Here is a 26,883-nt window from a genome sequence, read left to right as displayed (position 1 = left end):
GGCGGCTTAGCCTTCCCACTTTTTGAAAATGAGACATGCATTTACGCCGCCAAAACCGAAACTGTTACTCATCACAGTATTCAATTTTGCGTCACGTTTTTCAAGCACGATATCAAATGGTTTTGCGCCTTCATCCAGTTCAGTCACGTTGATGTTGGGTGCAATAAAGTCATTTTGCATCATGAGGACAGAGTAAATTGCTTCTTGTACACCAGCAGCACCCAAACTATGACCTGTCATTGATTTGGTTGAGCTCAATGGAGGAACTTGACCTTCGCCAAATGCACGTTCCATTGCTTTTAATTCAGTGATGTCACCAGCAGGCGTCGACGTACCATGCGTATTCACATAGTCAATTTTGTCTACGCCGTGCTGTTTTGCTTCTTCAAGCGCCATCAGCACACAGCGTGTCGCGCCTTCACCCGATGGCGCAACCATGTCCGCACCGTCAGAGTTTGCAGCGTAGCCTACGACTTCAGCCAAGATGTTGGCGCCGCGCGCTTGCGCATGCTCTAAAGACTCAAGCACTACAAAACCGCCGCCGCCGGCAATCACGAAACCGTCACGGTCAGCAGAGTAAGGGCGAGACGCTGTTTCTGGCGTGTCATTGTATTTTGAGCATAGTGCGCCCATGGCATCAAACAGCAAGCTTTGAGACCAGTGGTCTTCTTCACCGCCGCCTGCAAGCATTAAGTCCTGCTTGCCGAGTTGAATCAGGTTGTAGGCATAACCAATGGCATCCGCAGATGTTGCGCATGCGCTGGTAATGGTGTGTGCAACACCTTGCATTTTAAAAGCAACGCCAACGTTTGCCGTAATGGTGTTCGACATGTTGCGCGGCACGAAGAACGGGCCGACTTTGCGTGCGCCTTTGGTGTCCAGCAATTCTTTCATTTCAACGACAGATGCTGTTGAACCGCCGCCTGAACCGCCGGTAATGCCGTAACGCGGATTGCCGCCAATTTGCTCTGCCGTTAAGCCTGCATTTTCAACCGCAGCCAAGGCAGCATTGTAGGCATACATGGCGCAAACGCCCATAAAGCGCTTTAAGCGGCGGTCAATGCCGTCAAAGTCCTGTTCAGCAGCTGCGCTGATATGGCTCTTAAAGTTCAATTCCGCATAAGTCGGATTAAAACGTGTTCCTGAAATCCCGTTTTGCAAAGAGTGAGTAACATCTTCCAATGTATTACCAATGCATGAGTTAATCCCCATACCAGTGATTACAACACGTTTCATCTACAGATCCCTTTATGTTGAGTTAGAGATGCAGAAGCCCCGCGCATTCAAGACGCTGCGGCGGTTTACATCTCATGTTATTCAATTGCAATCATGATAGCAGAAAGATTTTTGAATTCTTATGGCAAATCCTATGCCTATTTATGCAGAGCCGGAATTGAACACAGTTGGCCGATAAGTTAACTAAAAGATACACAATGATATTGAGATAAACTCAGACAGGACCTAGTATTTATCCATAATTTCAAGAATTGCAAATGCGGGGGAATGAATGGCGGATTCTAATAATAAACAGACAGCAGGATTCTTATCAAATGCCTTTGGAGTGGCTAAAAAGCTCAGTGCGGCAGGCGCGTCATTGCTGAATCAGGCAGCGCCGGACACCGTCACTAAGCTTTCCTCATCAGAAAACCATGCCAAGGCAATAGAAGGAACTGCACAGTATAAAGGCATTTTTAACGTCAAAAACTATGACAATCCGCAGCAGGTGCTGCGCGAACATGTCCCGAATGTTTCACGTCAGCTGCTGGGCCGTCATTACAGCAAGGTGAATAGTGTGGCGCATTTTGTAGCGCCGCAGTTTTCAGACAAAGTTTCAGACTATCTCTTTGATCAGCTGAATCACTTCAGCAACAGTTTAAGTTCGGTGGACGATGTGCTGGATCAGGCAGGCGTGCGCGACTTAGAAGAACTGACTCAAGATGTTGACCGCTCTAAACGCCTCAGCTCAGCTTTGGCGGAGCAAAATAAATGGATCGCTGCTGTGCAAGGCGCACTGACAGGCGCAACAGGGGCATTGGGATCGGCTATTGATATTCCTGCCTCCCTGGTGATGTCTTTGCGGGTGATTTATCAAGTTGGGCGCGCTTACGGTTTCGATTTGAGCAAAGAAAGCGATCAGGATATTGTGCAGCACATCTTTAAGCAGATTGATTTAGGCATTATTGCAGAAAAGCAGGCATTGCTGATGGGCTTAAAAGCCCTTTCAAGCACCATTCAAAACAGTGATATCAGTCAGCTGCAGCAAATGCTGGGTTCCAGCAATGATGCTGAGGCGCTGAAAAAGCATTTGATTGATGAAAATGGACAGTACAAATGGGGCTGGCTCAATCAAGTGCCTAAGGTTTCGGTGCTGGATAAGCTGACCCAGCTGACTCCGCTGGCCAGTGCGGGAATCAGCGCGGTCTATAGCCGCCGTCTCGTTGATGAGGCGAATCAAAAAGCGCAATTGGTATTTTCACATGCGCGTGAATATTTGATTCAGCATGCAGATCATCAGCTGTCGCCCTTGGCGGCTTATGAAAAGTCACTGGATCTGCTGGCGCAGGCTGCGCCCAAATTATTGGAATCCATTAAGTCGATTGAAAGCAGCTTAAAAGAGCCTGTGATAGGGCGGGAGGTTGAGATTTCGGGCAACCGCAATATCAGCCAAGTGAAAATCATGAAAAAAGGCAAAGCGCCTAAAGCGCAGCCGGAAGACAAGGCCTCAGGTATTTCAGAGCAGCTGGATGCCTTGGCAAAGAAAGAAGTCGCGCCTAGTGAAGCTGTTCCGCCGCAAAAGCCGGCTCTATCCGAAGTGATTGAAGAGCCAGATGCAGACGATGCATATGCAGACAGCAGTTTTGCCGATGAACAGCCAGCAGAGGCCGCAACAGACGCTGCAGTGGAAAAGACGCTGGAACCTGCAAAAAAGCCGGTAAAGAAAAGAGTTACAAAAAAGCCGGCAAATGATGCAGGGGAATAAGCTGTTTATACGCTTCTGAATATTGGATTGAAATGTAATCCAGTCAAGATTTGGCTGCATGCTGAATCTTGACCATTTTGGCTTCCTGAATTACAATTGCATGCCCTCAAAAAGCAGTATGGTTTTGGGGCTTTTTATTAACGGGAGAATTGCCAAATGGCAACAACAAATCAGTTGATCCGCAAGGGTCGTACGACTTTGATTGAAAAATCAAAAGTTCCTGCGTTGAAGGCTTGTCCACAGCGTCGTGGTGTTTGTACACGTGTTTACACAACTACACCTAAAAAACCTAACTCAGCAATGCGTAAAGTTTGCCGTGTTCGCTTAACTTCAGGCTTTGAAGTTTCTAGCTACATCGGCGGTGAAGGCCATAACCTGCAAGAGCACAGTGTTGTTCTTATCCGCGGCGGCCGTGTAAAAGATTTACCAGGTGTGCGTTACCATACCGTTCGTGGTTCTTTAGACTGCGCTGGTGTTAAAGATCGTAACCAGTCTCGTTCTAAATACGGTGCTAAACGTCCTAAGAAATAATCTTTCGAGATTAAGCTCTTAGTTCGCTAGAACTGCAATCCTTTATCGTCTCGCTTGTCTGATTTCTGCATTAATTTTGTGAAATTCAAGCGACGTGTAGTAAGGCCAGCGAAGGGTGCATGACACTTTGCACTGATGCTGGATAAACCTGAAGTGTCATATTTATTAGGTAGTTTAAAATGCCAAGACGTCGCGTAGTTGCTGCTCGTGAAATCCTTCCGGATCCGAAGTTCAGTAGCCAAACAATCGCTAAATTCATGAACCACGTAATGCAAGATGGTAAAAAATCTATTGCTGAAAGTATCGTTTACGGTGCTTTAGACCGCGTTCAAGAAAAATCAAAAGTAGATCCAGTTGAATTTTTCGAGACTACTCTTGAAAAAGTTCGTCCTATGGTCGAAGTAAAAGCACGCCGTGTCGGCGGTGCTACATACCAAGTACCTATGGAAGTACGCCCATCCCGTCGTACTGCCTTGGCTATGCGTTGGTTAGTAGATGCTGCTGCTAAGCGTTCTGAAAAAACTATGGCTTTACGTCTTGCTGGCGAGCTGCTTGATGCAGCTGAAGGCAAAGGCGCAGCGATCAAAAAACGTGAAGATGTGCACCGTATGGCTGAAGCCAACAAAGCCTTCTCTCACTACCGTTTCTAAGCGGATAAAACAGCCCCTATTCAGGAGGGTGGCAAAGCAGTTTTCATTGTTTTGTCATCGAATCGCTTTAAGCTGCTCTGCAGCTTAAAGCGTCCTGTTTTAATAACAAAATTTAGGAATGCAAGAAATCATGGCTCGTCAAACCCCAATTTCTCGTTATCGTAACATTGGTATTTCTGCGCACATCGATGCGGGTAAAACCACAACAACTGAACGTATCTTGTTCTACACAGGTGTATCTCACAAAATTGGTGAAGTACATGACGGTGCAGCAACAATGGACTGGATGGAGCAAGAGCAGGAACGTGGTATTACCATTACTTCTGCTGCGACGACTACATTCTGGTCAGGTATGTCTAAGCAGTTCCCTGAACACCGTATCAACGTAATTGATACCCCGGGACACGTTGACTTCACAATCGAAGTTGAACGTTCTATGCGTGTTCTTGACGGCGCGTGCATGGTTTACTGTGCTGTAGGCGGTGTTCAGCCTCAGTCTGAAACTGTATGGCGTCAAGCGAACAAATACCAAGTGCCTCGTTTAGCATTCGTGAACAAGATGGACCGTACTGGCGCCAACTTCTTCCGCGTTGTTGAACAAATGAAGACACGCCTTGGTGCGCACCCTGTACCTGTAGTTATCCCTGTTGGCGCTGAAGAAAACTTCCAAGGCGTAATCGACTTGATCGAAATGAAAGCGATCATTTGGGATGAAGCTTCACAAGGCATGCAGTTCGAATACGGTGAAATCCCGGCTGAACTTCAAGCGACTGCTGAAGAATGGCGCACCAACATGGTAGAAGCTGCTGCTGAAGCTTCTGAAGAGTTGATGGATGAATACCTGAACAATGGCGATTTGAGCAAAGAGCAAATCGTAGCTGGTCTGCGTGTTCAAACTTTGGCTTGTCAAATTCAGCCAATGCTTTGCGGTACTGCGTTCAAAAACAAAGGTGTTCAACGTATGTTGGATGCTGTAATTGAATTCTTGCCGTCGCCTACAGAAGTTAAAGCGATTGAAGGTGTTCTTGACGACAAAGCTGAAACTAAAGCTGTTCGTGAAGCATCTGATGAAGCTCCGTTCTCTGCGCTTGCGTTCAAAATCATGAACGACAAATTCGTAGGTAACTTGACTTTCGTACGTGTTTACTCTGGTGTTCTTAAGCAAGGTGACTCGGTTTATAACCCAGTTAAATCTAAGCGTGAGCGTATCGGCCGTATCGTGCAAATGCACGCAAACGATCGTCAAGACGTTGAAGAAATCCGTGCTGGTGATATCGCTGCGTGTGTAGGTCTTAAAGACGTAACTACCGGTGATACGCTGTGTGATGAGAAAAATATCATCACTTTAGAACGTATGGAATTCCCAGAGCCAGTAATTGCATTGGCTGTTGAACCAAAGACTAAAGCTGACCAAGAAAAAATGTCTATCGCTTTAGGCCGTTTGGCTAAGGAAGATCCATCATTCCGCGTTCGTACAGATGAAGAATCTGGTCAAACAATTATTGCTGGTATGGGTGAGCTTCACCTTGACATCATTGTTGACCGTATGAAGCGTGAATTCGGCGTAGAAGCAAACATTGGTAAGCCAATGGTTTCTTACCGTGAAACGATCAAAAAGTCAGTTGAGCAAGAAGGCAAGTTCGTACGTCAAACTGGTGGTAAAGGTAAATTCGGTCACGTATACGTACGTTTAGAACCGCTTGATCCTGAATCAGGAAAAGATTACGAATTCGTAGAAGAAGTTGTAGGCGGTGTAGTACCGAAAGAATTCTTCGGCGCTGTGGATAAAGGTATCCAAGAGCGTATGAAGAATGGTGTCTTGGCTGGTTACCCAGTTGTTGGCATTAAAGCGACATTGTTCGACGGTTCTTACCACGATGTCGACTCTGACGAATTATCGTTCAAAATGGCAGGTTCTTATGCCTTCCGTGACGGTTTCATGAAAGCAGATCCAATCTTGCTTGAACCGATCATGAAAGTTGAAGTAGAAACTCCAGAAGACTACATGGGCGATATCATGGGTGACTTAAACCGTCGCCGCGGTATGGTTCAAGGTATGGATGATTTGCCTGGCGGTACTAAAGCAATTAAAGCTGAAGTTCCACTTGCAGAGATGTTTGGTTACGCGACTCAAATGCGTTCTATGTCTCAAGGCCGTGCAACTTATTCAATGGAATTTTCTAAATATGCTGAAACTCCACGTAACGTGGCTGAAGGCATCATTTCTAAGTTCCAGTCTGGCGGTAAAAAAGGTGACGACGAGTAATCTTTCGATTACTATAAGCCCAAACTAATTCATAGTTAAAAACCAAGTGCTCATGCAGTGTCCCTGCATGAGTAGTTAAAAAAGGAAGATCTCATGGCTAAGGCTAAGTTCGAACGTAATAAGCCACACGTTAACGTGGGCACAATTGGTCACGTTGACCATGGTAAAACTACTTTAACAGCTGCGATCGCAACTGTATGTGCGAAGAAATTCGGCGGTGAAGCGAAAGATTACGCTGCAATCGACTCTGCACCAGAAGAAAAAGCACGCGGTATTACAATTAATACTTCACACGTAGAATACGATTCTCCAATCCGTCACTACGCTCACGTAGACTGCCCGGGCCACGCCGATTATGTTAAAAACATGATTACTGGTGCTGCTCAGATGGACGGCGCGATCCTTGTATGTGCTGCGACTGACGGCCCAATGCCGCAAACTCGTGAACACATCCTTCTTTCTCGCCAAGTAGGCGTTCCATACATCGTTGTATTCTTGAACAAATGCGACCTTGTAGACGACGAAGAGCTTCTTGAATTGGTAGAAATGGAAGTTCGTGAACTTCTTTCTACTTATGACTTCCCAGGCGACGACACTCCAGTAATCCGTGGTTCAGCTCTTCTTGCGTTGAACGGTGATGCTGGCCAATACGGCGAAGAAGCTGTAGTTGCTCTAGTTGAAGCGCTTGACACTTACATCCCAGAACCAGAACGCGCAATCGACAAGCCATTCTTGATGCCTATCGAAGACGTATTCTCAATTTCAGGCCGCGGTACAGTAGTAACTGGCCGTGTTGAAGCTGGTATCGTGAAAGTAGGCGAAGAAGTTGAAATCGTTGGTATTAAAGATACAGTTAAAACAACTGTAACTGGCGTAGAAATGTTCCGTAAGCTTCTAGACGAAGGCCGTGCGGGCGAGAACTGTGGTGTTCTTCTGCGTGGTACTAAGCGTGAAGACGTTCAGCGTGGTCAAGTATTGGCTAAGCCAGGCGCGATCAAGCCGCACACTAAATTTGATGCAGAAGTATACGTGCTTTCTAAAGAAGAAGGCGGCCGTCATACTCCATTCCTTAACGGTTACCGTCCACAGTTCTACTTCCGTACAACTGACGTAACTGGCGCGATTCAGTTGAAAGAAGGCGTTGAAATGGTTATGCCTGGTGACAACGTAGAAATGTCAGTAGAGCTTATCCACCCGATCGCTATGGACGCTGGCTTACGCTTCGCGATCCGTGAAGGCGGCCGTACAGTTGGTGCTGGTGTAGTTGCTAAAGTAACTGCATAATCATCTGATTGTGTGAAAAAAAAGCGCCCCGAAGGGGCGCTTTTTTTATTGCTGAATCATTCTATACTGAAAATTGTCAGACAAAATTTTCATAAGCTGTCCTTAACTGATAATTCGCTGTCCTTAACTGCACTTAACGAAAAATGAGAAAAACGTAAGATAAAACTATGAAAACAAATATAAGTTTTAAGTGAGTTGCTTGCTTAAAAGGAGCAGTAAGATGAATGCTAAAGTGAAAATTACCAACCGTGCTGGCGCAAGCTTTCCAGTCCGCCGCATGAATTTTGATTTTGATTCGGTGCCGGAATACTGGATGGATGGTTCAGCAGGCTTGACCCATTTTATGACAGGCTTGTCTGCATTATTTCCAGCAGGTGAAAAGTTTTTTATTGACAGTGTGCGCGCTGTGCGCCAGCACCCGGCTATAAAAGACAATGAGGCGCTGCAAAAAGAAATCAGCGCATTTATTGGCCAGGAAGCCATGCATACTCAGGAGCATGTGGGCTTTAACGCATCAGCTCAAAAATTTGGCCATGATGTCGACCGTTTGGATCAAATTACAGACCGCGTGATTCAGCGTACGCGCAAGGTCTTTGCTTTTATTGGCAAGCCCATCGGCATCACGCAGGAAATGGTTGATTTAACTGCGACTACGGCCTTAGAGCACTTTACAGCAACTATCGCATCACAGTTGCTGACCAATCAGCATATTCAAGAGCTGATGACGGATGAAACCATGAAAACCATGTGGTTATGGCATGCCATTGAAGAAAATGAGCACAAAGCCGTAGCTTATGATGTTTTTGAAGGGGTCTTCGGCAAAGGCCTAAAAGCCTATGCGCTGCGTACAGGCTCGCTGGTCGGCGCAATGGTGACTCTATTCTTTGTGCAAAGCTATTTTGTACTTCGCCTGCTGCAGGATGACAAGCAGCTGAATTTAGAGTCGTTAAAGGATATTTACACCTATGGCTACAGCCCGTCAAAAGGGGTGATTACCGGAATGTGGAAAGAAATGCTGGCGTATTTCCGTCCAGGATTTCATCCAAATGATTTAGATACAGATCAGATATTGATGAGCTGGAAAGCGAAACTAGGTTTTTAAGTTTTAAGCTGTAGTTTTTTTAATGTGTTGAGCGATGAGAATCGCTCTTTTTTTTGCTCGATTTTTTTAAGAAAGTTTTTATAATTTGATGTTCCTATGATGATAAAAGATAAACGAAGATGATTCGTTTGATGAATGCTGCGGATATTGCATCGGTAGCAGAAATTGAAAGATTAGTACAAAGCCATCCGTGGAGCAAAAAACAGTTTGAAGAAGCTGTAGATGCCTATCAATGCACAGTGATTGAATTGCATGGCCAAGTGCTGGGCTTCTGCATATTGCAGCCCGTGCTGGATGAAGCAAATTTATTGCTGATGGCCGTTCATCCCACTCAGCAAGGCAAGGGCTTGGGCTATCAGCTTTTGGAAGAATCAACGGCTATGTTGAAAAACAATCCGCTACAGATTTTTCTTGAAGTGCGTGAAAGCAATACCCCTGCAATCAAACTGTATGAAAAAGCAGATTTTCATCAAATCGATTTGCGCAAAAATTATTATCCCAAACCGGATGGCGGCCGCGAGCATGCGATTATCATGGTGAAAGCCTGCAGCGATGATTTTTCCAAATTGTTCAGTTAGGCCTTGCCGATTTATTTAGCATGTTGTTGAAATTTAATAACGATTGCAGCCCGTCGTTATTTAATAATCGGGCTGTTCCAGCCAGACGGCAAAGTGGTCATCAGGGAATCCCCCAGTTGCGCGATTTCTTCGGCAGTGAGCGCGCGGTTGAGCCTGCGCCATTGCCCATCAAGCAAAAGCTCCAGCGGAATATAGTCAGATTTATAGTTCATTTTATTGGAATGCGGCACCCAATAGCCTAAATAGATGTATTCCAGGTCTAAATTTTTCGCATATTCAATCTGTTTTAAGATGGCAAAGACCCCTAATGAACGGCGGCTTTCATCGGGATCAAAAAAGGTGTAAACGGCAGACAGGCCGTCATCCAGCGGATCACAGGTTGAAACGCTGATCAAGCGGTCATCTTTCCATAATTCTAAAAAGAAGCTGTCAGTGCAGCTGTGAATCAGAAATTTTTCAAACTGGTCGCGGCTTGGCGGATACATGTCGCCGTCAGCATGGCGTTCATTGATATAGCGCTCATAAAGGGCATAGTGCACATCTGTTGCATCTTGAGGCCGGCTGATTTTTAGCTGTAAATCTTGGTTGCGTTTCCAGGCTTTTTTCTGTTTGCTGTTCATCTTAAAAAGCTGAACTGGAACACGGGAGGAGAGGCATTGACGGCATAAATGACATTCTGGCCGATATACAAAATCACCGCTGCGGCGGAAACCCATACGGGAAAGTTCAGACAGAGTCACCACATCAATGCGGTGAACTGGATCTAAAAAGACCATGCGTGCAGATTTATTGTCCAGATAGCTGCAGCCATGCGGCGGCGTAATGTAATACTGCAATTCATTCAGTAGGGATTTTGGTTGATATGAATTCATTTCAAATATCCCTCGCTATTCTTGTGGTGCGGCTATTGCTTATTCAATGAGCCGAGCATTTTCTGCTATTGTTTTACTTGAAAATACACCGTCCTGATAATTTTTCCAATCTATAGCAGGCTGTTTTATTACATCTTGTAACGATTTTAGGTATTCATGGCGAGAAAGTGTACAAGCACCCAGGCTGATTAAATGCTCATTGACCAGCTGGCAGTCAATCCACGGCAGATGATTGTCACGGCCCAGCAGCATTAAGGCGTAAAAAGCCATCTTGGATACATCGGTTTGCGTGCTGAACATAGATTCGCCAAAGCAGCCATGCCCGATGGCAAGGCCATATAAGCCGCCCACAACTACGCCGCTGTCCCAAACTTCAATACTGTAGCCGTAGCCGGCATCAAACATTTGGCAATAGGCTTCTATGATGTCTTCACTGATCCATGTTTCATCGGCATAGCTGCGGGGCAGGGAGCAGGAGCGGATGACGGTTTCAAAAGCCTGATTGACCGTAATTTTATAGTCCATCTTTTTCATGCTGCGCAGGAGAGACTTGCTGGGATGATAATCCTGCGGGCGGATGATGCAGCGCGGTTCCGGACTCCACCAGCAAATTGGTTCACTTGCCGAAAACCAGGGAAATAAACCATGGCTGTAGGCTTCAAACAGGGTGGCAGGGGAGAGGTTTGCGCCAATGCAGATCAAACCTTGGCCCTCGGGATCTGCCTCAGCCGGATCGGGGAAAATATATTTTGAAGGCGGCAAAGTATGTATCATATGGGCACGGTTCAAATGTAGTCGTATTGGGGATGATACATAAAAAAACCGCCGTTAATGGCGGTTTTTTGATTCAGATTGAAATGGCTTTAAGATTAAAGCGCATCTAAATATTTTTCTGCATCTAGAGCCGCCATGCAGCCTGAGCCTGCAGAAGTAATCGCTTGACGGTAAACGCTGTCAGCAATATCGCCCGCTGCGTAAACGCCTTGGATTGAGGTTTGAGTGGCATTGCCGGCTGTTCCGCTTTGCACTTGAATATAGCCGTCACGCAAATTCAATTGACCCGCGAACATTTCACTGTTTGGCTTATGGCCAATCGCGACGAACATACCGGTTACATCAACCGTTTGAGTCGAGTCGTCTTGAGTTGATTTCAGGCGGACAGCTGTTACGCCAGATTGGGCATCGCCCAGGACTTCATCCACTTGATGATTCCAGATAATGCTGATTTTGCCTTCTTTTTCTTTTTCAAAAAGATGATCCTGCAAAATCTTTTCAGAACGCAGCGAATCACGGCGGTGAACCAGCGTAACGTGCGAAGCGATATTGGATAGATACAGCGCTTCTTCAACTGCAGTGTTGCCGCCGCCCACCACCATCACTTTCTGATTCTTATAGAAGAAACCGTCACAGGTTGCGCAAGCGCTGACGCCTTGGCCCATAAATGCCGCTTCAGATTCAAGACCTAGATACTGTGCGGTTGCGCCAGTTGCAATGATCAATGCATCGCAGGTGAATTCATCCATGTCGCCTTTAAGTACAAATGGACGGACGCTTAAATCAACTTCGTTGATATGGTCATACACAATTTCAGTGCCGAAGCGTTCAGCATGCGCCTGCATGCGTTCCATCAGGGCTGGGCCTGTTAAGCCTTCAGGGTCGCCCGGCCAGTTATCCACTTCAGTGGTTGTGGTCAGCTGACCGCCAAGCTGCAGGCCGGCAATCAATGTTGGCTTTAGATTGGCGCGGGCAGCGTAAACTGCAGCGCTGTAGCCGGCAGGGCCAGAACCAAGAATAATCAAACGTGAGTGACGAGCGCTCATCCGCGGCATCCTTTTTTTATATAGAAATTTGTGGAATTATACGTGAAAGTGTATGGCGAATGTGTGCGATTAAAGTCGATATTACTGATCATTGAAATCGATTTGAGCTATATAGCTTTCAGTTAACAACATACATCAATAATCTTGCATCTTTTTTTTAGGAACAGGTGCATAATAATGGGTTATTGCGGGGCTTTTTAAAGCAAAACAGCAAACAAAAACATTCATGAAGAATTGGCTACAGGACAGTATATGACAGCGGTGTCGAGTGCTTATGCACAGCGCTTAGTAATGACATTATTTTTAGTCTCTTTTGGGATATATCTGTTCCTTGCAACAGTGACATATACACCCTTTGATCCAGGCTGGATGCATATTTCCAGTGATACCTTGCAGGTGTCAAACGCAAGCGGCGTGGCTGGCGCATGGATTGCCGATCTGCTGTTCGGTTTTTTGGGCTGGGCCAGCCTGCTTATTCCTGTGTATTTATTTGCTGAAGCCATACAGGTTTGGTGGCCGCACAGTTTTCTGAACCGCCCATTCCGCTATGCTGCGCAATTCTTTATTTTGCTGGCAAGCGCAAGCCTGCTGTTTTTGCTTTGGAATGTTCCTGCAGACACTTTAGACAATTCTTCCGGCGGCATTATCGGCTATGAATTGGGCGGCAGTTTAAAAAATCTGCTGACAGTATACGGCGCTGTGCCTTTTTTACTGGCATTTTTGATTCTGCTGCTGACTTTAGCTTTCGGTATAAAATGGAACCGGACATGGGCTACGTTAAAAGCTGCGCCCGCATATTTGCAGGATCTGTTTTACCGCAATGTGCCTGAATCTGAGTCTGCATTTAACCGTACTGCGCCGCCGCTTAAAAAAGACCCCGCGGCTGCTAAGCCTGCGGCAGCGGTAACACCAGCGCCAGAACATCATGAAGCGCAGGTTGATCCAGCGGTTCGCGACCGCGCAGCTGAACGCCTGTTTGAAGATATTGCGCATAAAGAATGGACTTCTGCGCAGAATCAGCCGCTGGATGACTTCCTGGATGAAGCTGAGCAGGATGAGGAATTTGAACGCACATTGGAAAAGGCTCACCGTTTAGAGCAAGACAGCCAGCGTGTCGTCGTAACCGGTGAAGTTTGGCGCGCATTGAATTCTAATGAGGATCAGCGCCATAAACAGGATATCGACGCTTTGCTGAAGGCTGCTGAAGAAGAGCAGCCAAGCAGTCCGGCTGGACATTTTCAGCACGTGGTTCATCCTCAGGCGGGCATTGAAGCCGCAGAAGCGCCAAAGCAAAAAAATGTGGATTGGGATGATGACGAAATCTTTGATGAGCTGCTGGCAGCTGTGCCGAACGGCAAAACAGCGACAGATGTTCATACGCCATTCAATCACGCTGCTGATGCGGCATCTCCTGCGCCAGCCCTGCATATTTTAGAAAATACTGCTTCTGTTGCCGCAGCTGCAGCCATGCCCGCAGCAGCGGCAGTACAGCCTGTGCCATTTCCTAAATCGGCAGCAGAACCCGATTTTGATGATTTGGGCGATTTGCTGGTCGATGAGGCTGATGCAGTTGAGCCAGCGCCGCGTACTGCGGGCAGTTATGCGCAATCCTCCGCTTTTGTGAAAGCGGATATTCAGACGAATTTCAATCCGCCGGCAGCAGTGCCAGAGTCTTATATTTCTGAAGATGAAAAAGCGCTGATTGCTGCCAATAAGGATGCATTCCGCGACGTCTGGCAGGATACTGCCGGCAAACCGGCTGAAGTTGATTTTGATGAAGAAGATGACTTCGATTTAGATGCGCCATTGACCGATGCGATGGGCCGCCCAATGTCGCGCGCCATGCAGGTTGCCAAAAAGCGTTTGGATTTGCCGCCATTGCCGGGACTGGAATTGCTGGACAAGATTGATCCCAATAAGAAAGTCAATTTTACAGCAGAACAGCTGGCGCGCTTATCTGAATTGCTGGAAATCAAGCTGCAGGAATTCAACGTAAAGGCGAAAGTGATCGAGGCGCAGCCGGGGCCTGTGGTGACGCGTTTTGAATTGGATCTTGCGCCTGGCGTAAAGGCATCTAAAGTCACCAATATTTCAAAAGATTTAGCGCGTTCAATGTCCATGGCTTCCGTCCGCGTGGTTGAAGTGATTCCAGGCAAGCCTTATATCGGGATTGAAGTGCCGAACAGCGCGCGTGAAATGGTGCGGTTGATTGAGTTATTGACTATTCCTGCATTTACCGATCCCAACAGCATCCTTTCGATGGCAATGGGCAAGGATATTTCAGGCAATCCTGTTATTGCAGATTTGGGCAAAGCGCCTCATATGCTGGTTGCCGGAACGACGGGTTCCGGTAAGTCAGTTGCTGTGAACTCGATGATTCTGTCGATGCTGCTGAAATATACGCCAGACCAGCTGCGCTTCATCTTAATTGACCCGAAACAGCTGGAACTTGCGAACTATAACGATATCCCGCATTTGCTTACTCCCGTTGTGACAGACATGAAAGATGCTGTAAATGCATTGAACTGGTGTGTCAATGAAATGGAACGCCGCTATAAGCTGATGTCATTCCTGAAAATCCGTAAATTGGCCGACTACAACCGCAAGGTAGAAGAGGCGCTGATCAATGGTGAAGATTTAATTGATCCAACATGGAAAGCCAGTGATTCTGTAGCGGGTGAGCGTGCGCCGCGTTTAGAGCCTTTGCCGTCGATTGTGATTGTGGCGGATGAATTTGCCGACATGATTATGCAGGTGGGTAAAAAAGCTGAAGAAATGATTACCCGGTTGGCGCAAAAGTCGCGTGCTGCGGGCATTCACTTGCTGCTGGCGACGCAGCGTCCATCGGTAGACGTGATTACCGGCTTAATTAAAGCCAATATTCCAACCCGCGTGGCTTTGCGTGTAAACAGTAAAATTGACTCGCGTACGATTTTGGATGCGGGCGGTGCGGAGGACATGCTGGGCCATGGCGACATGCTGTTCCTTGGGCCCGGTAAAATTGAGCCGGAACGCGTGCATGGCGCCTTTATTTCAGATGATGAAGTCAACCGGATCTGTGATGCGTGGCGTGAACGCGGCGAGCCTAATTATGTTGATGAAATTTTAACGCCATATGATGAAGAGCCGACTTCACGCGGTTTTGAAGACGGCGATGGCGGCTCAGACCGCGATGCGCTGTATGATCAGTGTGTATCTTTTGTTTTGGAAACCCGCAAAGCCTCTACATCTTCACTGCAGCGTAAATTCAGTTTAGGCTACAACCGTGCCGCCCGCATTATTGACCAGATGGAAGAGAACGGCATTGTCAGCGGCATGGGCGCCAACGGCAAACGCGATATTTTAGTTTAATTGTCATCTGTATATCGATGACAATATGACATGCTGATGAAATCCAGCTGTCATTTATTATAAGGCATGATGACGCCGCAATAAGTTTTGCTTATTGCGGCGTTTCTCATATGAACAGCGCAGCCAGAATCAGCAGCCAAAATATTGCACCGAGCGCAACCAGTATCCATTGCGGGATGCTGAATTTCTGCATATGAATGAGTTTTAAGCCTTGCGTATGCTGTTTGGCATGATTCAGGGCTTGGAAAGCAGGAATTAAAAATAGAAAAGAACCTATTGAAATGAGCCAGTACGGGTCAGGTAATTGGACGAGTAATGAGCAGGCAATGAAGCCAATGCACATGAATACCGATGAGAACGTTGGTGTATAGCCTTGCGCCTTGGCATAATTTTGGATGCGGTTAAATAATGGATAAATAAAGAACACGGCAAATATGGCGCGGGCTGCAGGCATAATATTCAGCTTGTCCTTTTGCATAAAAAAGCGCCATGCTTCAAACATCCACCAAATAGGGTAAAGGCCAAAAGAAATTACCGACAGGAAGATAAATCTGTTTAAGCTGATGATTCTTTGTTCTTCTACACCAATATTGGGGATGTGGATTTCCGTTTCTTTATTTTCTAGATTTTGCATGATCATTATTTTTTGAGCTCATTTTTTAATATAGTGAATTTTTAATTTTAAATCAACAGCTTGAAGTTGGGTGGCGTTGCTTAAAAATCAAAGTGAGCCATTCAGTTTTTTATCTTATTTCACGGCTTAAAAGAGAACAGTTCTTGCGCCACTTGAATAAACGCTTTAGCTGCGGGGCTGGCCGATTTTGCATCCTTGACCGCAAGCCCAATTTGCCGCTGCGTATTTGGAATTAACGGCCGCTTCACTACATGGGGATGCAGCTGCAGCAATTCAGGCGTCATCGACATATCGGCGACAATCGCAATGCCTTCCTGCAAATTGACCATATTTAAGATCGTCAGCAGCTGTGACATCTGGTACATGATTTTCGGCTGAATCCGGTATTGCTTTAACAGCTGCTCGACATGCGTCTGACTGCCGGCTTTGGTCATAATAAAAGGATAATCCTGCAAGTCCTGTATATTTAAGGCGCTTTGCTGCGCTACGGGATACGATTTTGGAATCAGCGCAATAAAAATATCCTGCAGCAGGGGATAAGTCTCTAAATCGGCGCGGGGCAGGACAGCAAAACCGACATCCACCTGCCGTTCTTGAATCCATTGCGAGACATCATGGTCTGTGCCTTCTTCTACAAAAACTTCAATCTTGGGATAACGCAGGCGGTAGGCATTCAGCAGTTCTGGAAGCAAATGAATGGATGCTGATGCGCCAAAGGAACCGATCCGCAAGGTCCCTTGCTGAATGCCATGAGACGCATTGATTTCCTGCTGCATAATTTGCGCTGTATTCAGCATTTCTTTGGCGTATGACAGCAGCTGGCGGCCAATATGAGATAACTCGACTTGATTCTGTTCTCGAATCAATAAATTGACCTGCCAGTGGCTTTCTAAGGATTTCAGCGCGTGTGAAACAGCCGACTGAGTGATCCCTAGATGTTTAGCCGCTAGAGTAAAGCTTTGATACTCGGCAACTAAAACAAAAATTTCGAGTTGAGTTAAGGTCATTGCTTGTTATGAGCATTCACTCATTTTGTTATGAATATGAATGAGGATTATATTATGGAGTGAATGAAAGAGAAAGTGCATAGATGGTATGCGCAGGGGAAAACAATGAACCTCATCATGGCTTTATTTCCGCTGATTGTCCTGATCGCCATGGGGTATGCCTTAAAAAAACGGCAGTTCCTGCAAGATGAATTTTGGGCCAATTCTGAAAAGCTGAATTACTTTATCCTTTTTCCCGTTTTGCTGTTTAGCAATTTGGCGGATATACAGCTCAATTTAAATGCGGTATTCCGCATGTTGATGGCATTCTTTATTGTGGTGCTGAGCGCCAGCGCCGTATTGTGGTGCATCAAAAGAATTTATCAAATTCCGCCAGCCCGTTTTGGGGTATATCTGCAAAGCCAGATCCGCTTTAATACTTATATTGGTTTGGCGCTGATGGGAACGCTTTACGGCGAAAAGGGCATGCAGATGTTCGCCATGCTGATTGCAGTTGCGATACCGGCGGTGAATATCTTATCTGTGATGTCTTTTTCGCAAGGACAGCGCGGCCAGTGGCTCCATACAGTATGGACGATTTTAAAAAATCCGCTGATTTTAGGCTGTCTTGCAGGGGTGATGTTTAATTTATCTGGCTTAAGCTTATTTACAGGCCTGCAGTCCCTGCTGAAAATTTTGGCGTCCATGAGCTTGCCGCTAGGCCTGCTTTCAGTTGGCGCGGCTTTGCAGTTTGGCCAGCTGCGCTGCGATGTACGCAGCTTAGCGCTGAACACTGCTGGACGCTTAATTTTGATGCCTTGTTTTGCTTTTGGGGTCAGCCTGTGGATCGGCCTCGGTACGCTGCAGAGCATCATCATGGTGACGTTCTTTGCCTTGCCGACCGCTTCAGCATCCTATATTTTGACGCGGTATTTTCAAGGGGACAGCCAGCTGATGGCGGGGATAATCAGTTTGCAAACACTATGCTTTACCGCCAGTTTTCCTGTATTGATGTGGCTGCTGTATTAAGGGTTTGCAATCACTGTGAAAAGCGTTAAGTGTATAGAAGGATGCAATAAATGGTTAATATAATCATTTTATAAATCAAAATGTTATACTTAATAAGCAATGCATTAAATTGAAAGTGACTTAAGAAAGCAGCCCAATAAAAAGCCTGCATGCACAGGCCTTTTTATTGGCAGAAAAATGTTTAAGCGAACTTTGCCAATACTTCTAAAAAACCTTCACTTTGACGCGGGTACTGCATGATGACCTCATGAATGCGCTGACCTTCAGGATTGGTGGCATTGACATCGCGGTCATCGGCTGTGAATTTAGTCAGCAGGCGCTCATAATCATTAGGGCGCATGTGTTTGAACGCATGATAAAGCACATGAAAATCGCCGTTTACGCCTTCAGGAGGCAGCTGATTCAAGTAGGCAAATACACGCTCATCAGACCATTCTTCGTTAAACGTCGCTGGTTGAGATAATGCCATCGCAGTCTCCTTGGTATTCTTTTGAAAATAAATAAAGGCAAAATATGAGCAAGCAAGTGACAAAGCATTTTGAATGTCTTTGCCAATAGGAAGCAGAGCTTCCCGCCCTGCGGAGGGTTAAAGTGCTGCTTAATCATTCAGCCACTTCGAAGCTCAGCTTCTTGTCTTGCGCCTGAACAAAGCAGCGCTTTGTCCAGCCTCATATTTTGCCTTGAATCAATTTGCTTGACTAATCAGAAATTAGATTATCGCTCTTCAGGCAAATTGATATTCATTTCAAGCATTTCAATATTTGCTTCTGAACGAACAGACATTTGAATGTGCTGTTCATCTACGCCGCTGACGTAGCGGTTCACGACCTGCATGATTTCTTTTTTCATTTGGTCGATTTTTTCTTGGCTTAAGCGTTTGCCCAAGCCCTGTTCAGAAGCAACAATAACTTTTAAACGGTCTTTCGCAGTTTGAGCGCTAGATGGCTTGTCATCGCTGCTGAAAAGTTTACTCCAGAATCCTGCCATTTTATGCTCCAAATAATCGTGCTAACCAGCCTTTCGGTTTTACCGTAATATGACGGTAACTGCGTTCTTCACCAAGGAAACGTGCGACCAAATCATCATATGCCTGGCCCGCAGTTTCTTCTGTAAAGAGGATCACTGGCTTACCTTCATTTGAAGCTTGAAGCACGCTCTTGCATTCAGGAATGACGCCTAAAGTCGGGACACGCAAAATGTCTTTAGAGATGTCATCAATGGTCAGCATTTCCTGCTTATCAGCACGTTCCGGATTGAAGCGTGTAATGCACAGATGCTTGCGGATGCGGCCTTCATTCTGTTCTACTTTTTTGGTTTTGCTATCCAGCATGCCAATGATGCGGTCTGAGTCGCGAACCGATGAAATTTCAGGGTTGGTCACAATAATGGCTTCATCAGCATGATACATGGCCATAATTGCACCGCGTTCAATACCGGCAGGCGAGTCACAGATAATGTAGTCAAATTCTTGAGAAAGCTCATCCATAACGCGTGCAACGCCTTCGTCGGTTAAGGCATCTTTATCGCGGGTTTGAGAAGCGGGTAAAATATACAAGTTCTCAATGTCTTTATCGCGAATGAGCGCCTGCTGCAATCGGGCTTCATTATTCAGGACATTGACAAAGTCGTAAACAACGCGGCGTTCACAACCCATAATTAAGTCAAGGTTACGTAAACCTACGTCAAAATCGATAACAACAGTTTTGTGACCGCGCAGGGCTAAACCTGTTGCAAAAGATGCACTTGTTGTAGTTTTACCTACGCCGCCCTTGCCTGATGTTACGACAACAATTTTCGCCACCGAATCCACTCCTGTTATGGTAATCCCCCTATATAAAAATGGGGGTTTTGGTGTTTATTTATACATTAAAATTGCAAAGCTTCAAATACTAGCTCTTGCTGATCATTTAAATAAATATGTACAGGCTGTTTTGCCACATGCTGCGGAATGTCATCAGCAACGCAGTAAGTTCCCGCAATTGATACTAATTCTGCTTCCAGTGAATGGCAGAATATGCGCGCAGCGGCATTGCCTCCAGCTCCGGCAATGACTCTACCACGGGCGCTGCCATAAATATGTATATTTCCTGAAGCAATCACTTCAGAGCCGCTGTTGATGCCGGCGGTACTGATGATGTCGCCATGATTTTGCACCAGGCATTGGCCAGTGCGCAGAATTTCATCGTGATAAGAGCTGATGTGCCGCACTGCAGGCGCTTCTTCAGCCTGCTCAGCCGCTGCATTATTTTCAGCAGAAGCAGGCTGGGTTTCCACCACTTGTTCTTTGGTGGCTTTCACCTGCTGCAATTGGCGGTCAGCTGGAATAACAGGGAATTGAATGGCGCGCGCCTGAGAGGCAAGCAGGCCTTCAGTGACAGCCATTGGCTGCAAGTCCAGGCTGATCAAAAGCTGAATAAGTTCAATCAGTTCCTGATCCACACTGCTTTCAATCACAGCTAAAGTGCCCGCTGGAAAAGCTTTTTGAAGCATTGGGGTGAGTTGCTGGCGGATCGCATCATGATCATTCGTATCGAGGCTAATGCGTATCGCATTGACCATTCTGCCTTTTATCCGTATGTCAGCCATAATTATTCCTTCGTACTTCTGAGCTGTTTGTTTTATGCCGAAGCGATGTGATAAATAAAGCAAATGCTAGAACAAATTGACGCATTTCACTAGCGTGAAAATCAAATATTTTGCACTGCTGCTTATTCTTTGGCTTGATCCTGCTCTTGCAGGATTTGCTGCCATTGTTTTACTTTGACTTGTTTGCGGACCGCATCCAGACTTTCAAATACTGCGGAACGGACAAGTTCATCCAATTTTTCATTTTTTTCAATTTCAATCTGGCTGATTCGGTTTGAAATATCCGAGTACAAGTTTGGCTGATGCGCTGCAGAGGTGTCAGGATAAGCCAGCGGGTCAATCAGGCCTTGGGTGATATTTTCACCCAGACGCTGGCCGATACTCTGAATCTGCTGTTCAATGCGTCCGCCGACAATCGGGATTAAGCGCAGCAGCTGAGTCAGTTCAGGCGTGTCTTCAATGGCTTGACTGACAATCTGTCCGACATTTTTTGCAATGCGCTCACGGTCTGCTCTGAGTTCTCTGCTCAAGTTTTCCTGCAGCATGTCGGCAAGTACTTGAGAAAACAGCTCGCGGTGATGCTGGATCACATTGCTGATCAAGTCTTTATGCGTGGTGCTGGTATTCAGCTCATGCTTGAGCCCATCCAAAACGGTAATAACGACGCGGTCAGACAGTTCTTCCATCACCACCCGGTAATAAAACAGGGCTTTGTTCTGCCAGGATTTAGGAAAAATCTGATAGCCCATTTCATATAAGCGGTAAGCGATAATGCCAGCGCGGAACAGCCTTAAAAAACGCAGATACGGAATAATGGCCAGTATTTCATACAGGTGAATAAAGGGAAAAAAGAACCAGCGCTGATGATGTTTTTGAACAATTGCAATGCCCCAGCGGATGAGCAGCTCTGCAATCAGAAAAATGATGAACCAGGCTTCAGTGGTAATGACCCAAGGATGCAGGTGCTCACGGTAAAATTCCAGCACGCTGCTCAGGTGGATGCTGTTGAAGAACCAGCCGCCGATGTTGCTCATGAGGAAGAAGTTCATGCCCAAGCAGAAGAGGTTAAAAATGATGATAAACACCATAAAAATATCATAGGCCAAGAACAGCTTGAAGGGTAAGCTGCCGGGGTCAAGATGATGATATTTAGACTTTTTAACACTTTCAGTTTGCGGCATGTCCGTTCACTTATTCCTTATTTCTAGGGCTTATTGCTCAAGCGCTGCATATTGCGCTTTCATTTTTCCAATCAGCTGATCTTTTTCAGCCCACAGCCCGTCAACCCAGATTTGAAATTTTTCACGGAATGCCGCATCTTCATCATAGTTGCCTTCAAGCACCCATGCCGGAACCTCAATTTTACGCAAATTGACGGCGATGCGCGGCACTTCGCCCAGCCAAAACTCGCCATAGCCTGGCGCGCCGTCAGGGTAGACAATGGTCATATCAACCAAAGCATCAATTTTATCGCCTAAAATACTCAGCGCCAGCGCTAAGCCGCCGGCTTTGGGCTTCAGCAAATGCTGATACGGCGATTGCTGCTTCGCCTGCTTCTCAGGCGTAAAACGCGTGCCTTCCAAATAGTTCAGCAAGGTGAACGGCTGGCTGAGCAGCTGTTCACAGGACTTGCGGGCTTCATCCATATCGCGGTATTTCAGTTCCGGATTTTTCGCAATTTGCTCTTTGGAGTGGCGCTTCATCATCGGGAAGCCGAGAATTTTAAAGGCTTGGCCGACAAAGGGGATAAAAATAAGTTCCCATTTTGTAAAGAAGCGGGTCAACGGCATGCGGGTCAGGCCAAAATACTGGTTCACAGTAGTATCAACCCAGCTTTGATGGTTGCAGGTCATCAAATAGCGGCCCTGCATATTCAAATCCAGCTGTTCATCAACGGTAATGTCCCATTGTGTATTGGGTAAAACTTTATCAATCAGCCAGTTATTGACTGCCAGCCAGCTGTTGGTAATTTTAATATTGGTTTCATCCACCTTGCTGGATTTCTTAAAAAGCTTGGTCAATCCCAAGGCTAAAACGGGTGGGCCGTGAAAAAAAGTGCTGCCGGTAATAACTGAACCGACTGTAAGCCCGCGTGTGATTTTTTTTAAGGCTGGTTGCTTATTGCTTTGAGATGGCATAAAAGTTTCCTAGGATCAAATCATTTATAATTTGCCGAATCTCACAAATATAGCTGCAGATTTGAAAATAGAAAAGTTTTGTATTCTAACTATGAAGGAATTGTGACGAAGTTAACTGTTTTCCCGCAATCAATCATTACAAAATGTAAATAAAGAGCTTATTATTAACAAAAATTCAATGGTTCAGCCATTTGTTTTCATTCATCATTTCATTCATACAACAAACACAACGAAGGAGGCATGCGATGCGTGCACTGGTAATTTCGTCAGCGGTAGTAGGGGCATTAGTTCTATCTGGCTGTCAATCAACAGGCAATAATATTGGCGGCATGGAATATGACAAGTCTGCGATTGGCGCACTTGTAGGCGCTGCTGCCGGCTATGGCTTGTCTCGGGGCAATGCAAACTCGAGCGCGCAAAATAACCGTGCTGCCGCTATCGGCGCAGTGCTGGGCGGCGCTACAGGCGTATACCTCGACAATAAAGAGAAAAAACTGCGTCAGCAAATGGCGGGTACTGGCGTAGAAGTTAACCGTAATCCAGATGGTTCTGTGGGCTTGATTATGCCGGGCAGCATTACGTTTGATACCAACAAATCAAACATCAAACCAAACTTTTATGCAACTTTGAATAAAGTGGCGCAAACTTTGGCTGAAGACAACAAGAGCGGTATTCTTGTTACGGGTTATACCGATAACACTGGTAACGACTCAATTAACATTCCATTGTCGCAAGCGCGTGCACAATCTGTTGCAAGCTATTTAGCGGCTCAGGGTGTTTCTACTACACGCATTAATGCGCAAGGCCAAGGTTCTGCAAACCCAATCGCGTCAAATTCAACGCCAGCAGGCCGTGAACAAAACCGCCGTGTTGAAATCAGCATCTATGCCATTCAATAATTTTTATTGAGTGAGAGAAACCACCTTCGGGTGGTTTTTTTTATGAACGGAAAATCGACTTTTAGATTATGAAAGTTGTGCAGAGATGACTATAATCGACTCCGAATCAGGAAAAGGAAACACTATGTCACTCGGCAGCCAGTTAAACGACAAGCAGCTTGAAGCCATGAAATATACTCAAGGGCCCTTGTTAGTGCTTGCTGGCGCAGGTTCGGGCAAGACATCGGTAATTACCCGTAAAATTGCCCATTTGGTCAAAAATTGCGGCATACCGGCGCACCGCATTACGGCAATGACGTTTACCAATAAAGCCGCGCGCGAAATGAAAGAGCGGGTGACGAAGCTGCTGTCGCGTGAAGAGGCCAAAGGCCTTTCAGTCTCTACTTTCCATACTTTCGGCTTGAATCTGCTGCGCTTAGAACTCAAAAATACGCCGCTGAAAGCCAACTTTTCAATTTTAGATGCCGATGACTGCAAACGCATTCTGATGGATCTGATGCACCGCGATAACTTATCGGGTGCGGAAAGCAAAGAACTGATCGCCAAAGCCATGAAGATGATTTCGGATTGGAAAAATGACCTGATTCCGCCAGAGCAGGCGCATACCACCTGTGAAACGGCAGAAGATGTGCAGATGGCGCATCTGTACCAGCTGTATGAGCGCAACTTGCGCGCCTATAATGCCGTCGACTTTGATGACCTGATTGTGATGCCGACCCTGCTGCTGCAGCAAAATGCTGAAGTGCGCGACCGCTGGCAAAACCGCACGCGTTACCTGCTGGTCGATGAATATCAAGACACCAATACGGCGCAGTATATGCTGGTGAAGCTGCTGGTTGGCGTGATGGGGCAGTTTACCGCAGTGGGCGATGATGATCAGTCAATTTACGCCTGGCGCGGCGCTAAGCCTGAAAATATGGCGCTGCTGAATGAAGATTTCCGCAATTTAAAAGTCATTAAGCTGGAACAGAACTACCGTTCGACCAGCCGTATTTTAAAAGCCGCCAATACCGTGATTGGCAATAATCCGCATATTTTTGACAAAAAACTCTGGTCAGATAAAGGCCATGGCGAGGTGATCCGTGTCATCACGTGCCGCAATGATGATGATGAAGCGGAACGTGTGGTTAAAGATTTAATTACGCATAAACTGATGAACGGCAAAAACTGGAAAGACTACGCGATTTTATACCGCGGCAATTTTCAGGCCCGCGTACTGGAAACCCAGCTGCGTCAAATGCAGATTCCCTATAAGCTGTCCGGCGGCCAGTCATTCTTCGCGCGCTCAGAAATCAAAGACATGATGAGCTATTTGCGCTTAATCATTAATCCGGAAGATGACAGCGCCTTCTTGCGCATTATCAACACGCCAAAGCGCGCGATTGGCCCTGTAACGCTGGAAAAACTGGGCTTGTTTGCTCAGGAGCAGCGGCTTTCTCTGCTGGCTGCAGCCGGCGATCAGCGCCTGACCATGGCCATTCCGAAAAAAGCCACAACGCAACTGGCCGAGTTTGCAGACTTTATCGACCGCTTTACCCGCAACTTGCTGGAAGATGACGAACCGGTTCCGATTATCCGTCAAATGATGCTGGAAGCCGGCTATATCGATTATGTCAAAGAAACGGCCGCCACGCCTGCGCAGGAAAAAACCAAGCTGGACAACATTGAAGTGCTGTACAGCAGTATTCAAAGCTTGATTAACCGTGCTGAAGATGTGGATGAAAAAAATATTGAAAGCGTCATCCGCAAAATGGTGCTGCTGGATATGCTGGAGCAGCAGCAGGAAGAGGAAGATACCGACAAAGTGAATCTGCTGACGCTGCATGCCTCTAAAGGCTTGGAGTTTCCATATGTCTATCTGATTGGCCTGGAAGAAGAGCTGCTGCCGCATAAAAACTCAATTGCCGCCGATACTGTCGAGGAAGAGCGCCGCTTGATGTATGTGGGGATTACCCGGGCGCGCCAAGGCCTAACCATTACTTTGGCGGAACAGCGCAAAGCGGGCGGACAGATGAAGCAGCAGACGCCGAGCCGTTTCTTGGATGAATTGCCGGAAGATGAACTGGAATGGCTGGGCCGCAAGAAAAAGCTGGCAGGCAATGTTGATCCGAAACAGCAGGCGCAGCATTACTTAGACAATTTACGTGCGCTGATTAAGCGTTAATCTCCATCAATTTTATAAACAGGAATGAACCGATGAAAGTTCAGGTAAAAGTACTCGACGCACGTTTAGGTACAGAATGGCCGATGCCAACATATGCAACTGCAGGTTCAGCAGGCTTAGATTTGCGCGCTTGCGTTGAGCAGACCACCGTGATTGAGCCGGGGCAAACCGTATTGGTAAAAACAGGCTTGGCGATTTACATTGAAGATGTGAACTTTGCAGGTCTGATTTTGCCGCGTTCAGGCTTAGGCCATAAGCACGGTATTGTATTGGGCAATTTAGTGGGTCTGATTGATTCTGATTATCAAGGTGAACTGATGGTTTCAGTCTGGAACCGCAGTCAGGCAGCATTCAGCCTAGAGCCGGGTGAACGCCTTGCGCAATATGTGCTGGTGCCTGTCGTGCAAGCTGAGTTTGATGTGGTTAATGAATTTGCAGCAACTGAGCGCGGTGCAGGCGGTTTTGGCCATACTGGCAAAAATTGAGCCTCAGTGCAGCTGAGTTCAAACACTTAGTGTAAAACAAAAACGGATTGCTGTATTCAATGACAATCCGTTTTTTGTTGCGTTATAAATAGATATTTGCATGAAATAAATAATATATAAACAGTGATTTAAGCCGTTTAAAATGATGAATCATCTTGTATTTAAAAAATTTAATTCATTGTATTTTTGTACAGAAATGTAAAGTGATTTTAAATGAGCCAATCAGCAGCTGGATTGTAAGTTAAGTGAGAAATGCTGTTTTTTTTTGTTGAATATGTATTTGGCAATATATTGTTTTTTAATGTGAATTTGACCATGAAGTGTCACTTTAAAAATAAGCATAATACATTAAAAGATTGAAAACATTGTCTTGATAAATTTAAGAAATTTAAAATAAATAGATGGGCGTATAAACGCTAACATTTCTTCTGATGATGAATATGCTGTATTATTCAGGCTGATTTTTTTTAATTGATTCTAAAACAGCAATCATATAAAAAAGATACGCCTTGGCGAGGCAAATATAAT

24 protein-coding genes are annotated in these 26,883 nt (G+C 46.0%); 12 read left to right on the top strand and 12 right to left on the bottom strand.

The features are described 5' to 3' along the window. Positions 1 to 6 precede the first annotated feature (6 nt). Complete coding sequence (locus F941_RS12395; protein ID WP_005011818.1) at positions 7 to 1,236, bottom strand: beta-ketoacyl synthase N-terminal-like domain-containing protein; 1,230 nt, start codon at positions 1,234 to 1,236, stop codon at positions 7 to 9. A gap of 271 nt (positions 1,237 to 1,507) precedes the next feature. On the opposite strand from F941_RS12395, the gene F941_RS12390 reads away from it, so the two are divergent. The 7 genes from F941_RS12390 to rimI all read left to right on the top strand — a co-directional run bounded on the left by F941_RS12390 (position 1,508) and on the right by rimI (position 9,391). After that, positions 1,508 to 2,980, top strand: a complete 1,473-nt coding sequence (locus F941_RS12390) for an EcsC family protein (RefSeq protein ID WP_005011817.1) — start codon at positions 1,508 to 1,510, stop codon at positions 2,978 to 2,980. A 156-nt stretch (positions 2,981 to 3,136) separates the two neighbouring features. Beyond that, positions 3,137 to 3,511: a 30S ribosomal protein S12 gene (gene rpsL / locus F941_RS12385; protein ID WP_004638184.1), complete on the top strand. Its 375-nt coding sequence runs from the start codon at positions 3,137 to 3,139 to the stop codon at positions 3,509 to 3,511. 179 nt (positions 3,512 to 3,690) lie between these two features. Beyond that, positions 3,691 to 4,161: a 30S ribosomal protein S7 gene (gene rpsG / locus F941_RS12380; protein WP_005011815.1), complete on the top strand. Its 471-nt coding sequence runs from the start codon at positions 3,691 to 3,693 to the stop codon at positions 4,159 to 4,161. A 130-nt stretch (positions 4,162 to 4,291) separates the two neighbouring features. Next, entirely contained in the window at positions 4,292 to 6,427 is a 2,136-nt protein-coding gene (fusA, locus tag F941_RS12375) for an elongation factor G (protein WP_005011812.1), read from the top strand. 93 nt (positions 6,428 to 6,520) lie between these two features. Next, entirely contained in the window at positions 6,521 to 7,711 is a 1,191-nt protein-coding gene (gene tuf, locus F941_RS12370) for an elongation factor Tu (protein WP_005006977.1), read from the top strand. Positions 7,712 to 7,931: 220 nt separating this feature from the next. Then, a complete protein-coding gene (locus tag F941_RS12365) occupies positions 7,932 to 8,813 on the top strand; it encodes a metal-dependent hydrolase (RefSeq protein WP_005011810.1) in 882 nt (293 codons plus the stop codon). Positions 8,814 to 8,932: 119 nt separating this feature from the next. Beyond that, positions 8,933 to 9,391 carry a ribosomal protein S18-alanine N-acetyltransferase gene (rimI, locus tag F941_RS12360; RefSeq protein WP_005011805.1) on the top strand — a complete coding sequence of 153 codons (459 nt, stop codon included), beginning with the start codon at positions 8,933 to 8,935 and terminating at the stop codon, positions 9,389 to 9,391. Between the two features lie 56 nt (positions 9,392 to 9,447). Here rimI and F941_RS12355 read toward each other — a convergent pair whose 3' ends face one another. The 3 genes from F941_RS12355 to trxB form a co-directional block, all read right to left on the bottom strand. Next, positions 9,448 to 10,263 carry an arginyltransferase gene (locus F941_RS12355; protein ID WP_005011803.1) on the bottom strand — a complete coding sequence of 272 codons (816 nt, stop codon included), beginning with the start codon at positions 10,261 to 10,263 and terminating at the stop codon, positions 9,448 to 9,450. A gap of 39 nt (positions 10,264 to 10,302) precedes the next feature. Next, positions 10,303 to 11,034: a leucyl/phenylalanyl-tRNA--protein transferase gene (aat, locus tag F941_RS12350; protein ID WP_026253465.1), complete on the bottom strand. Its 732-nt coding sequence runs from the start codon at positions 11,032 to 11,034 to the stop codon at positions 10,303 to 10,305. A gap of 98 nt (positions 11,035 to 11,132) precedes the next feature. Continuing rightward, on the bottom strand, positions 11,133 to 12,083 hold the full coding sequence (trxB, locus tag F941_RS12345) for a thioredoxin-disulfide reductase (RefSeq protein WP_005011799.1): 951 nt from the start codon (positions 12,081 to 12,083) through the stop codon (positions 11,133 to 11,135). 252 nt (positions 12,084 to 12,335) lie between these two features. Here trxB and F941_RS12340 point away from each other — a divergent pair, with 252 nt between their 5' ends. Then, positions 12,336 to 15,434: a DNA translocase FtsK gene (locus F941_RS12340; protein ID WP_005011797.1), complete on the top strand. Its 3,099-nt coding sequence runs from the start codon at positions 12,336 to 12,338 to the stop codon at positions 15,432 to 15,434. Positions 15,435 to 15,540: 106 nt separating this feature from the next. Here the strand turns inward: F941_RS12340 and F941_RS12335 are convergent, their stop codons facing one another. Both F941_RS12335 and F941_RS12330 read right to left on the bottom strand, forming a co-directional pair. After that, positions 15,541 to 16,074: a hypothetical protein gene (locus F941_RS12335; RefSeq protein WP_005011794.1), complete on the bottom strand. Its 534-nt coding sequence runs from the start codon at positions 16,072 to 16,074 to the stop codon at positions 15,541 to 15,543. Positions 16,075 to 16,187: 113 nt separating this feature from the next. Further along, entirely contained in the window at positions 16,188 to 17,075 is an 888-nt protein-coding gene (locus tag F941_RS12330) for a LysR family transcriptional regulator (RefSeq protein WP_005011792.1), read from the bottom strand. A 105-nt stretch (positions 17,076 to 17,180) separates the two neighbouring features. Here F941_RS12330 and F941_RS12325 point away from each other — a divergent pair, with 105 nt between their 5' ends. After that, complete coding sequence (locus F941_RS12325; protein ID WP_005011790.1) at positions 17,181 to 18,083, top strand: AEC family transporter; 903 nt, start codon at positions 17,181 to 17,183, stop codon at positions 18,081 to 18,083. Positions 18,084 to 18,264: 181 nt separating this feature from the next. Here the strand turns inward: F941_RS12325 and F941_RS12320 are convergent, their stop codons facing one another. The 6 genes from F941_RS12320 to F941_RS12295 form a co-directional block, all read right to left on the bottom strand. Further along, complete coding sequence (locus F941_RS12320; protein ID WP_005011787.1) at positions 18,265 to 18,552, bottom strand: PA4642 family protein; 288 nt, start codon at positions 18,550 to 18,552, stop codon at positions 18,265 to 18,267. A gap of 245 nt (positions 18,553 to 18,797) precedes the next feature. Beyond that, the gene (gene minE / locus F941_RS12315; RefSeq protein WP_005011785.1) at positions 18,798 to 19,070 is read right to left on the bottom strand and encodes a cell division topological specificity factor MinE; all 273 of its coding nucleotides are present in this window, start codon (positions 19,068 to 19,070) and stop codon (positions 18,798 to 18,800) included. A 1-nt stretch (position 19,071) separates the two neighbouring features. Next, entirely contained in the window at positions 19,072 to 19,884 is an 813-nt protein-coding gene (gene minD, locus F941_RS12310) for a septum site-determining protein MinD (protein ID WP_005011782.1), read from the bottom strand. Positions 19,885 to 19,949: 65 nt separating this feature from the next. After that, the gene (minC, locus tag F941_RS12305) at positions 19,950 to 20,669 is read right to left on the bottom strand and encodes a septum site-determining protein MinC (RefSeq protein ID WP_005011780.1); all 720 of its coding nucleotides are present in this window, start codon (positions 20,667 to 20,669) and stop codon (positions 19,950 to 19,952) included. A gap of 122 nt (positions 20,670 to 20,791) precedes the next feature. Next, positions 20,792 to 21,850, bottom strand: a complete 1,059-nt coding sequence (locus F941_RS12300; protein WP_005011779.1) for a hypothetical protein — start codon at positions 21,848 to 21,850, stop codon at positions 20,792 to 20,794. Positions 21,851 to 21,880: 30 nt separating this feature from the next. After that, on the bottom strand, positions 21,881 to 22,807 hold the full coding sequence (locus F941_RS12295) for an acyltransferase (RefSeq protein WP_005011776.1): 927 nt from the start codon (positions 22,805 to 22,807) through the stop codon (positions 21,881 to 21,883). Positions 22,808 to 23,052: 245 nt separating this feature from the next. On the opposite strand from F941_RS12295, the gene F941_RS12290 reads away from it, so the two are divergent. The 3 genes from F941_RS12290 (at position 23,053) to dut (ending at position 26,355) form a co-directional block, all read left to right on the top strand. Beyond that, on the top strand, positions 23,053 to 23,706 hold the full coding sequence (locus tag F941_RS12290) for a YiaD family glycine zipper/OmpA-like lipoprotein (RefSeq protein WP_005011774.1): 654 nt from the start codon (positions 23,053 to 23,055) through the stop codon (positions 23,704 to 23,706). A 124-nt stretch (positions 23,707 to 23,830) separates the two neighbouring features. After that, positions 23,831 to 25,870, top strand: a complete 2,040-nt coding sequence (locus F941_RS12285) for a UvrD-helicase domain-containing protein (protein ID WP_005011770.1) — start codon at positions 23,831 to 23,833, stop codon at positions 25,868 to 25,870. A gap of 32 nt (positions 25,871 to 25,902) precedes the next feature. After that, on the top strand, positions 25,903 to 26,355 hold the full coding sequence (dut, locus tag F941_RS12280; protein WP_005011768.1) for a dUTP diphosphatase: 453 nt from the start codon (positions 25,903 to 25,905) through the stop codon (positions 26,353 to 26,355). Positions 26,356 to 26,883: the final 528 nt, after the last annotated feature.

Origin of the sequence: Acinetobacter bouvetii DSM 14964 = CIP 107468 (genome assembly GCF_000368865.1) — a bacterium.
Lineage (GTDB): Bacteria > Pseudomonadota > Gammaproteobacteria > Pseudomonadales > Moraxellaceae > Acinetobacter > Acinetobacter bouvetii.
This window is presented reverse-complemented; position numbering and strand designations above follow the sequence as displayed.

Coding starts and splice junctions, on each gene's coding strand:
- F941_RS12395 (WP_005011818.1), bottom strand. CDS start 1,236: ATGAAACGTGTTGTAATCACTGGTATGGGGATTAACTCATGCATTGGT.
- F941_RS12390 (WP_005011817.1), top strand. CDS start 1,508: ATGGCGGATTCTAATAATAAACAGACAGCAGGATTCTTATCAAATGCC.
- rpsL (WP_004638184.1), top strand. CDS start 3,137: ATGGCAACAACAAATCAGTTGATCCGCAAGGGTCGTACGACTTTGATT.
- rpsG (WP_005011815.1), top strand. CDS start 3,691: ATGCCAAGACGTCGCGTAGTTGCTGCTCGTGAAATCCTTCCGGATCCG.
- fusA (WP_005011812.1), top strand. CDS start 4,292: ATGGCTCGTCAAACCCCAATTTCTCGTTATCGTAACATTGGTATTTCT.
- tuf (WP_005006977.1), top strand. CDS start 6,521: ATGGCTAAGGCTAAGTTCGAACGTAATAAGCCACACGTTAACGTGGGC.
- F941_RS12365 (WP_005011810.1), top strand. CDS start 7,932: ATGAATGCTAAAGTGAAAATTACCAACCGTGCTGGCGCAAGCTTTCCA.
- rimI (WP_005011805.1), top strand. CDS start 8,933: ATGATTCGTTTGATGAATGCTGCGGATATTGCATCGGTAGCAGAAATT.
- F941_RS12355 (WP_005011803.1), bottom strand. CDS start 10,263: ATGAATTCATATCAACCAAAATCCCTACTGAATGAATTGCAGTATTAC.
- trxB (WP_005011799.1), bottom strand. CDS start 12,083: ATGAGCGCTCGTCACTCACGTTTGATTATTCTTGGTTCTGGCCCTGCC.
- F941_RS12340 (WP_005011797.1), top strand. CDS start 12,336: ATGACAGCGGTGTCGAGTGCTTATGCACAGCGCTTAGTAATGACATTA.
- F941_RS12335 (WP_005011794.1), bottom strand. CDS start 16,074: ATGATCATGCAAAATCTAGAAAATAAAGAAACGGAAATCCACATCCCC.
- F941_RS12330 (WP_005011792.1), bottom strand. CDS start 17,075: ATGACCTTAACTCAACTCGAAATTTTTGTTTTAGTTGCCGAGTATCAA.
- F941_RS12325 (WP_005011790.1), top strand. CDS start 17,181: ATGAACCTCATCATGGCTTTATTTCCGCTGATTGTCCTGATCGCCATG.
- F941_RS12320 (WP_005011787.1), bottom strand. CDS start 18,552: ATGGCATTATCTCAACCAGCGACGTTTAACGAAGAATGGTCTGATGAG.
- minE (WP_005011785.1), bottom strand. CDS start 19,070: ATGGCAGGATTCTGGAGTAAACTTTTCAGCAGCGATGACAAGCCATCT.
- minC (WP_005011780.1), bottom strand. CDS start 20,669: ATGGCTGACATACGGATAAAAGGCAGAATGGTCAATGCGATACGCATT.
- F941_RS12300 (WP_005011779.1), bottom strand. CDS start 21,850: ATGCCGCAAACTGAAAGTGTTAAAAAGTCTAAATATCATCATCTTGAC.
- F941_RS12295 (WP_005011776.1), bottom strand. CDS start 22,807: ATGCCATCTCAAAGCAATAAGCAACCAGCCTTAAAAAAAATCACACGC.
- F941_RS12290 (WP_005011774.1), top strand. CDS start 23,053: ATGCGTGCACTGGTAATTTCGTCAGCGGTAGTAGGGGCATTAGTTCTA.
- F941_RS12285 (WP_005011770.1), top strand. CDS start 23,831: ATGTCACTCGGCAGCCAGTTAAACGACAAGCAGCTTGAAGCCATGAAA.
- dut (WP_005011768.1), top strand. CDS start 25,903: ATGAAAGTTCAGGTAAAAGTACTCGACGCACGTTTAGGTACAGAATGG.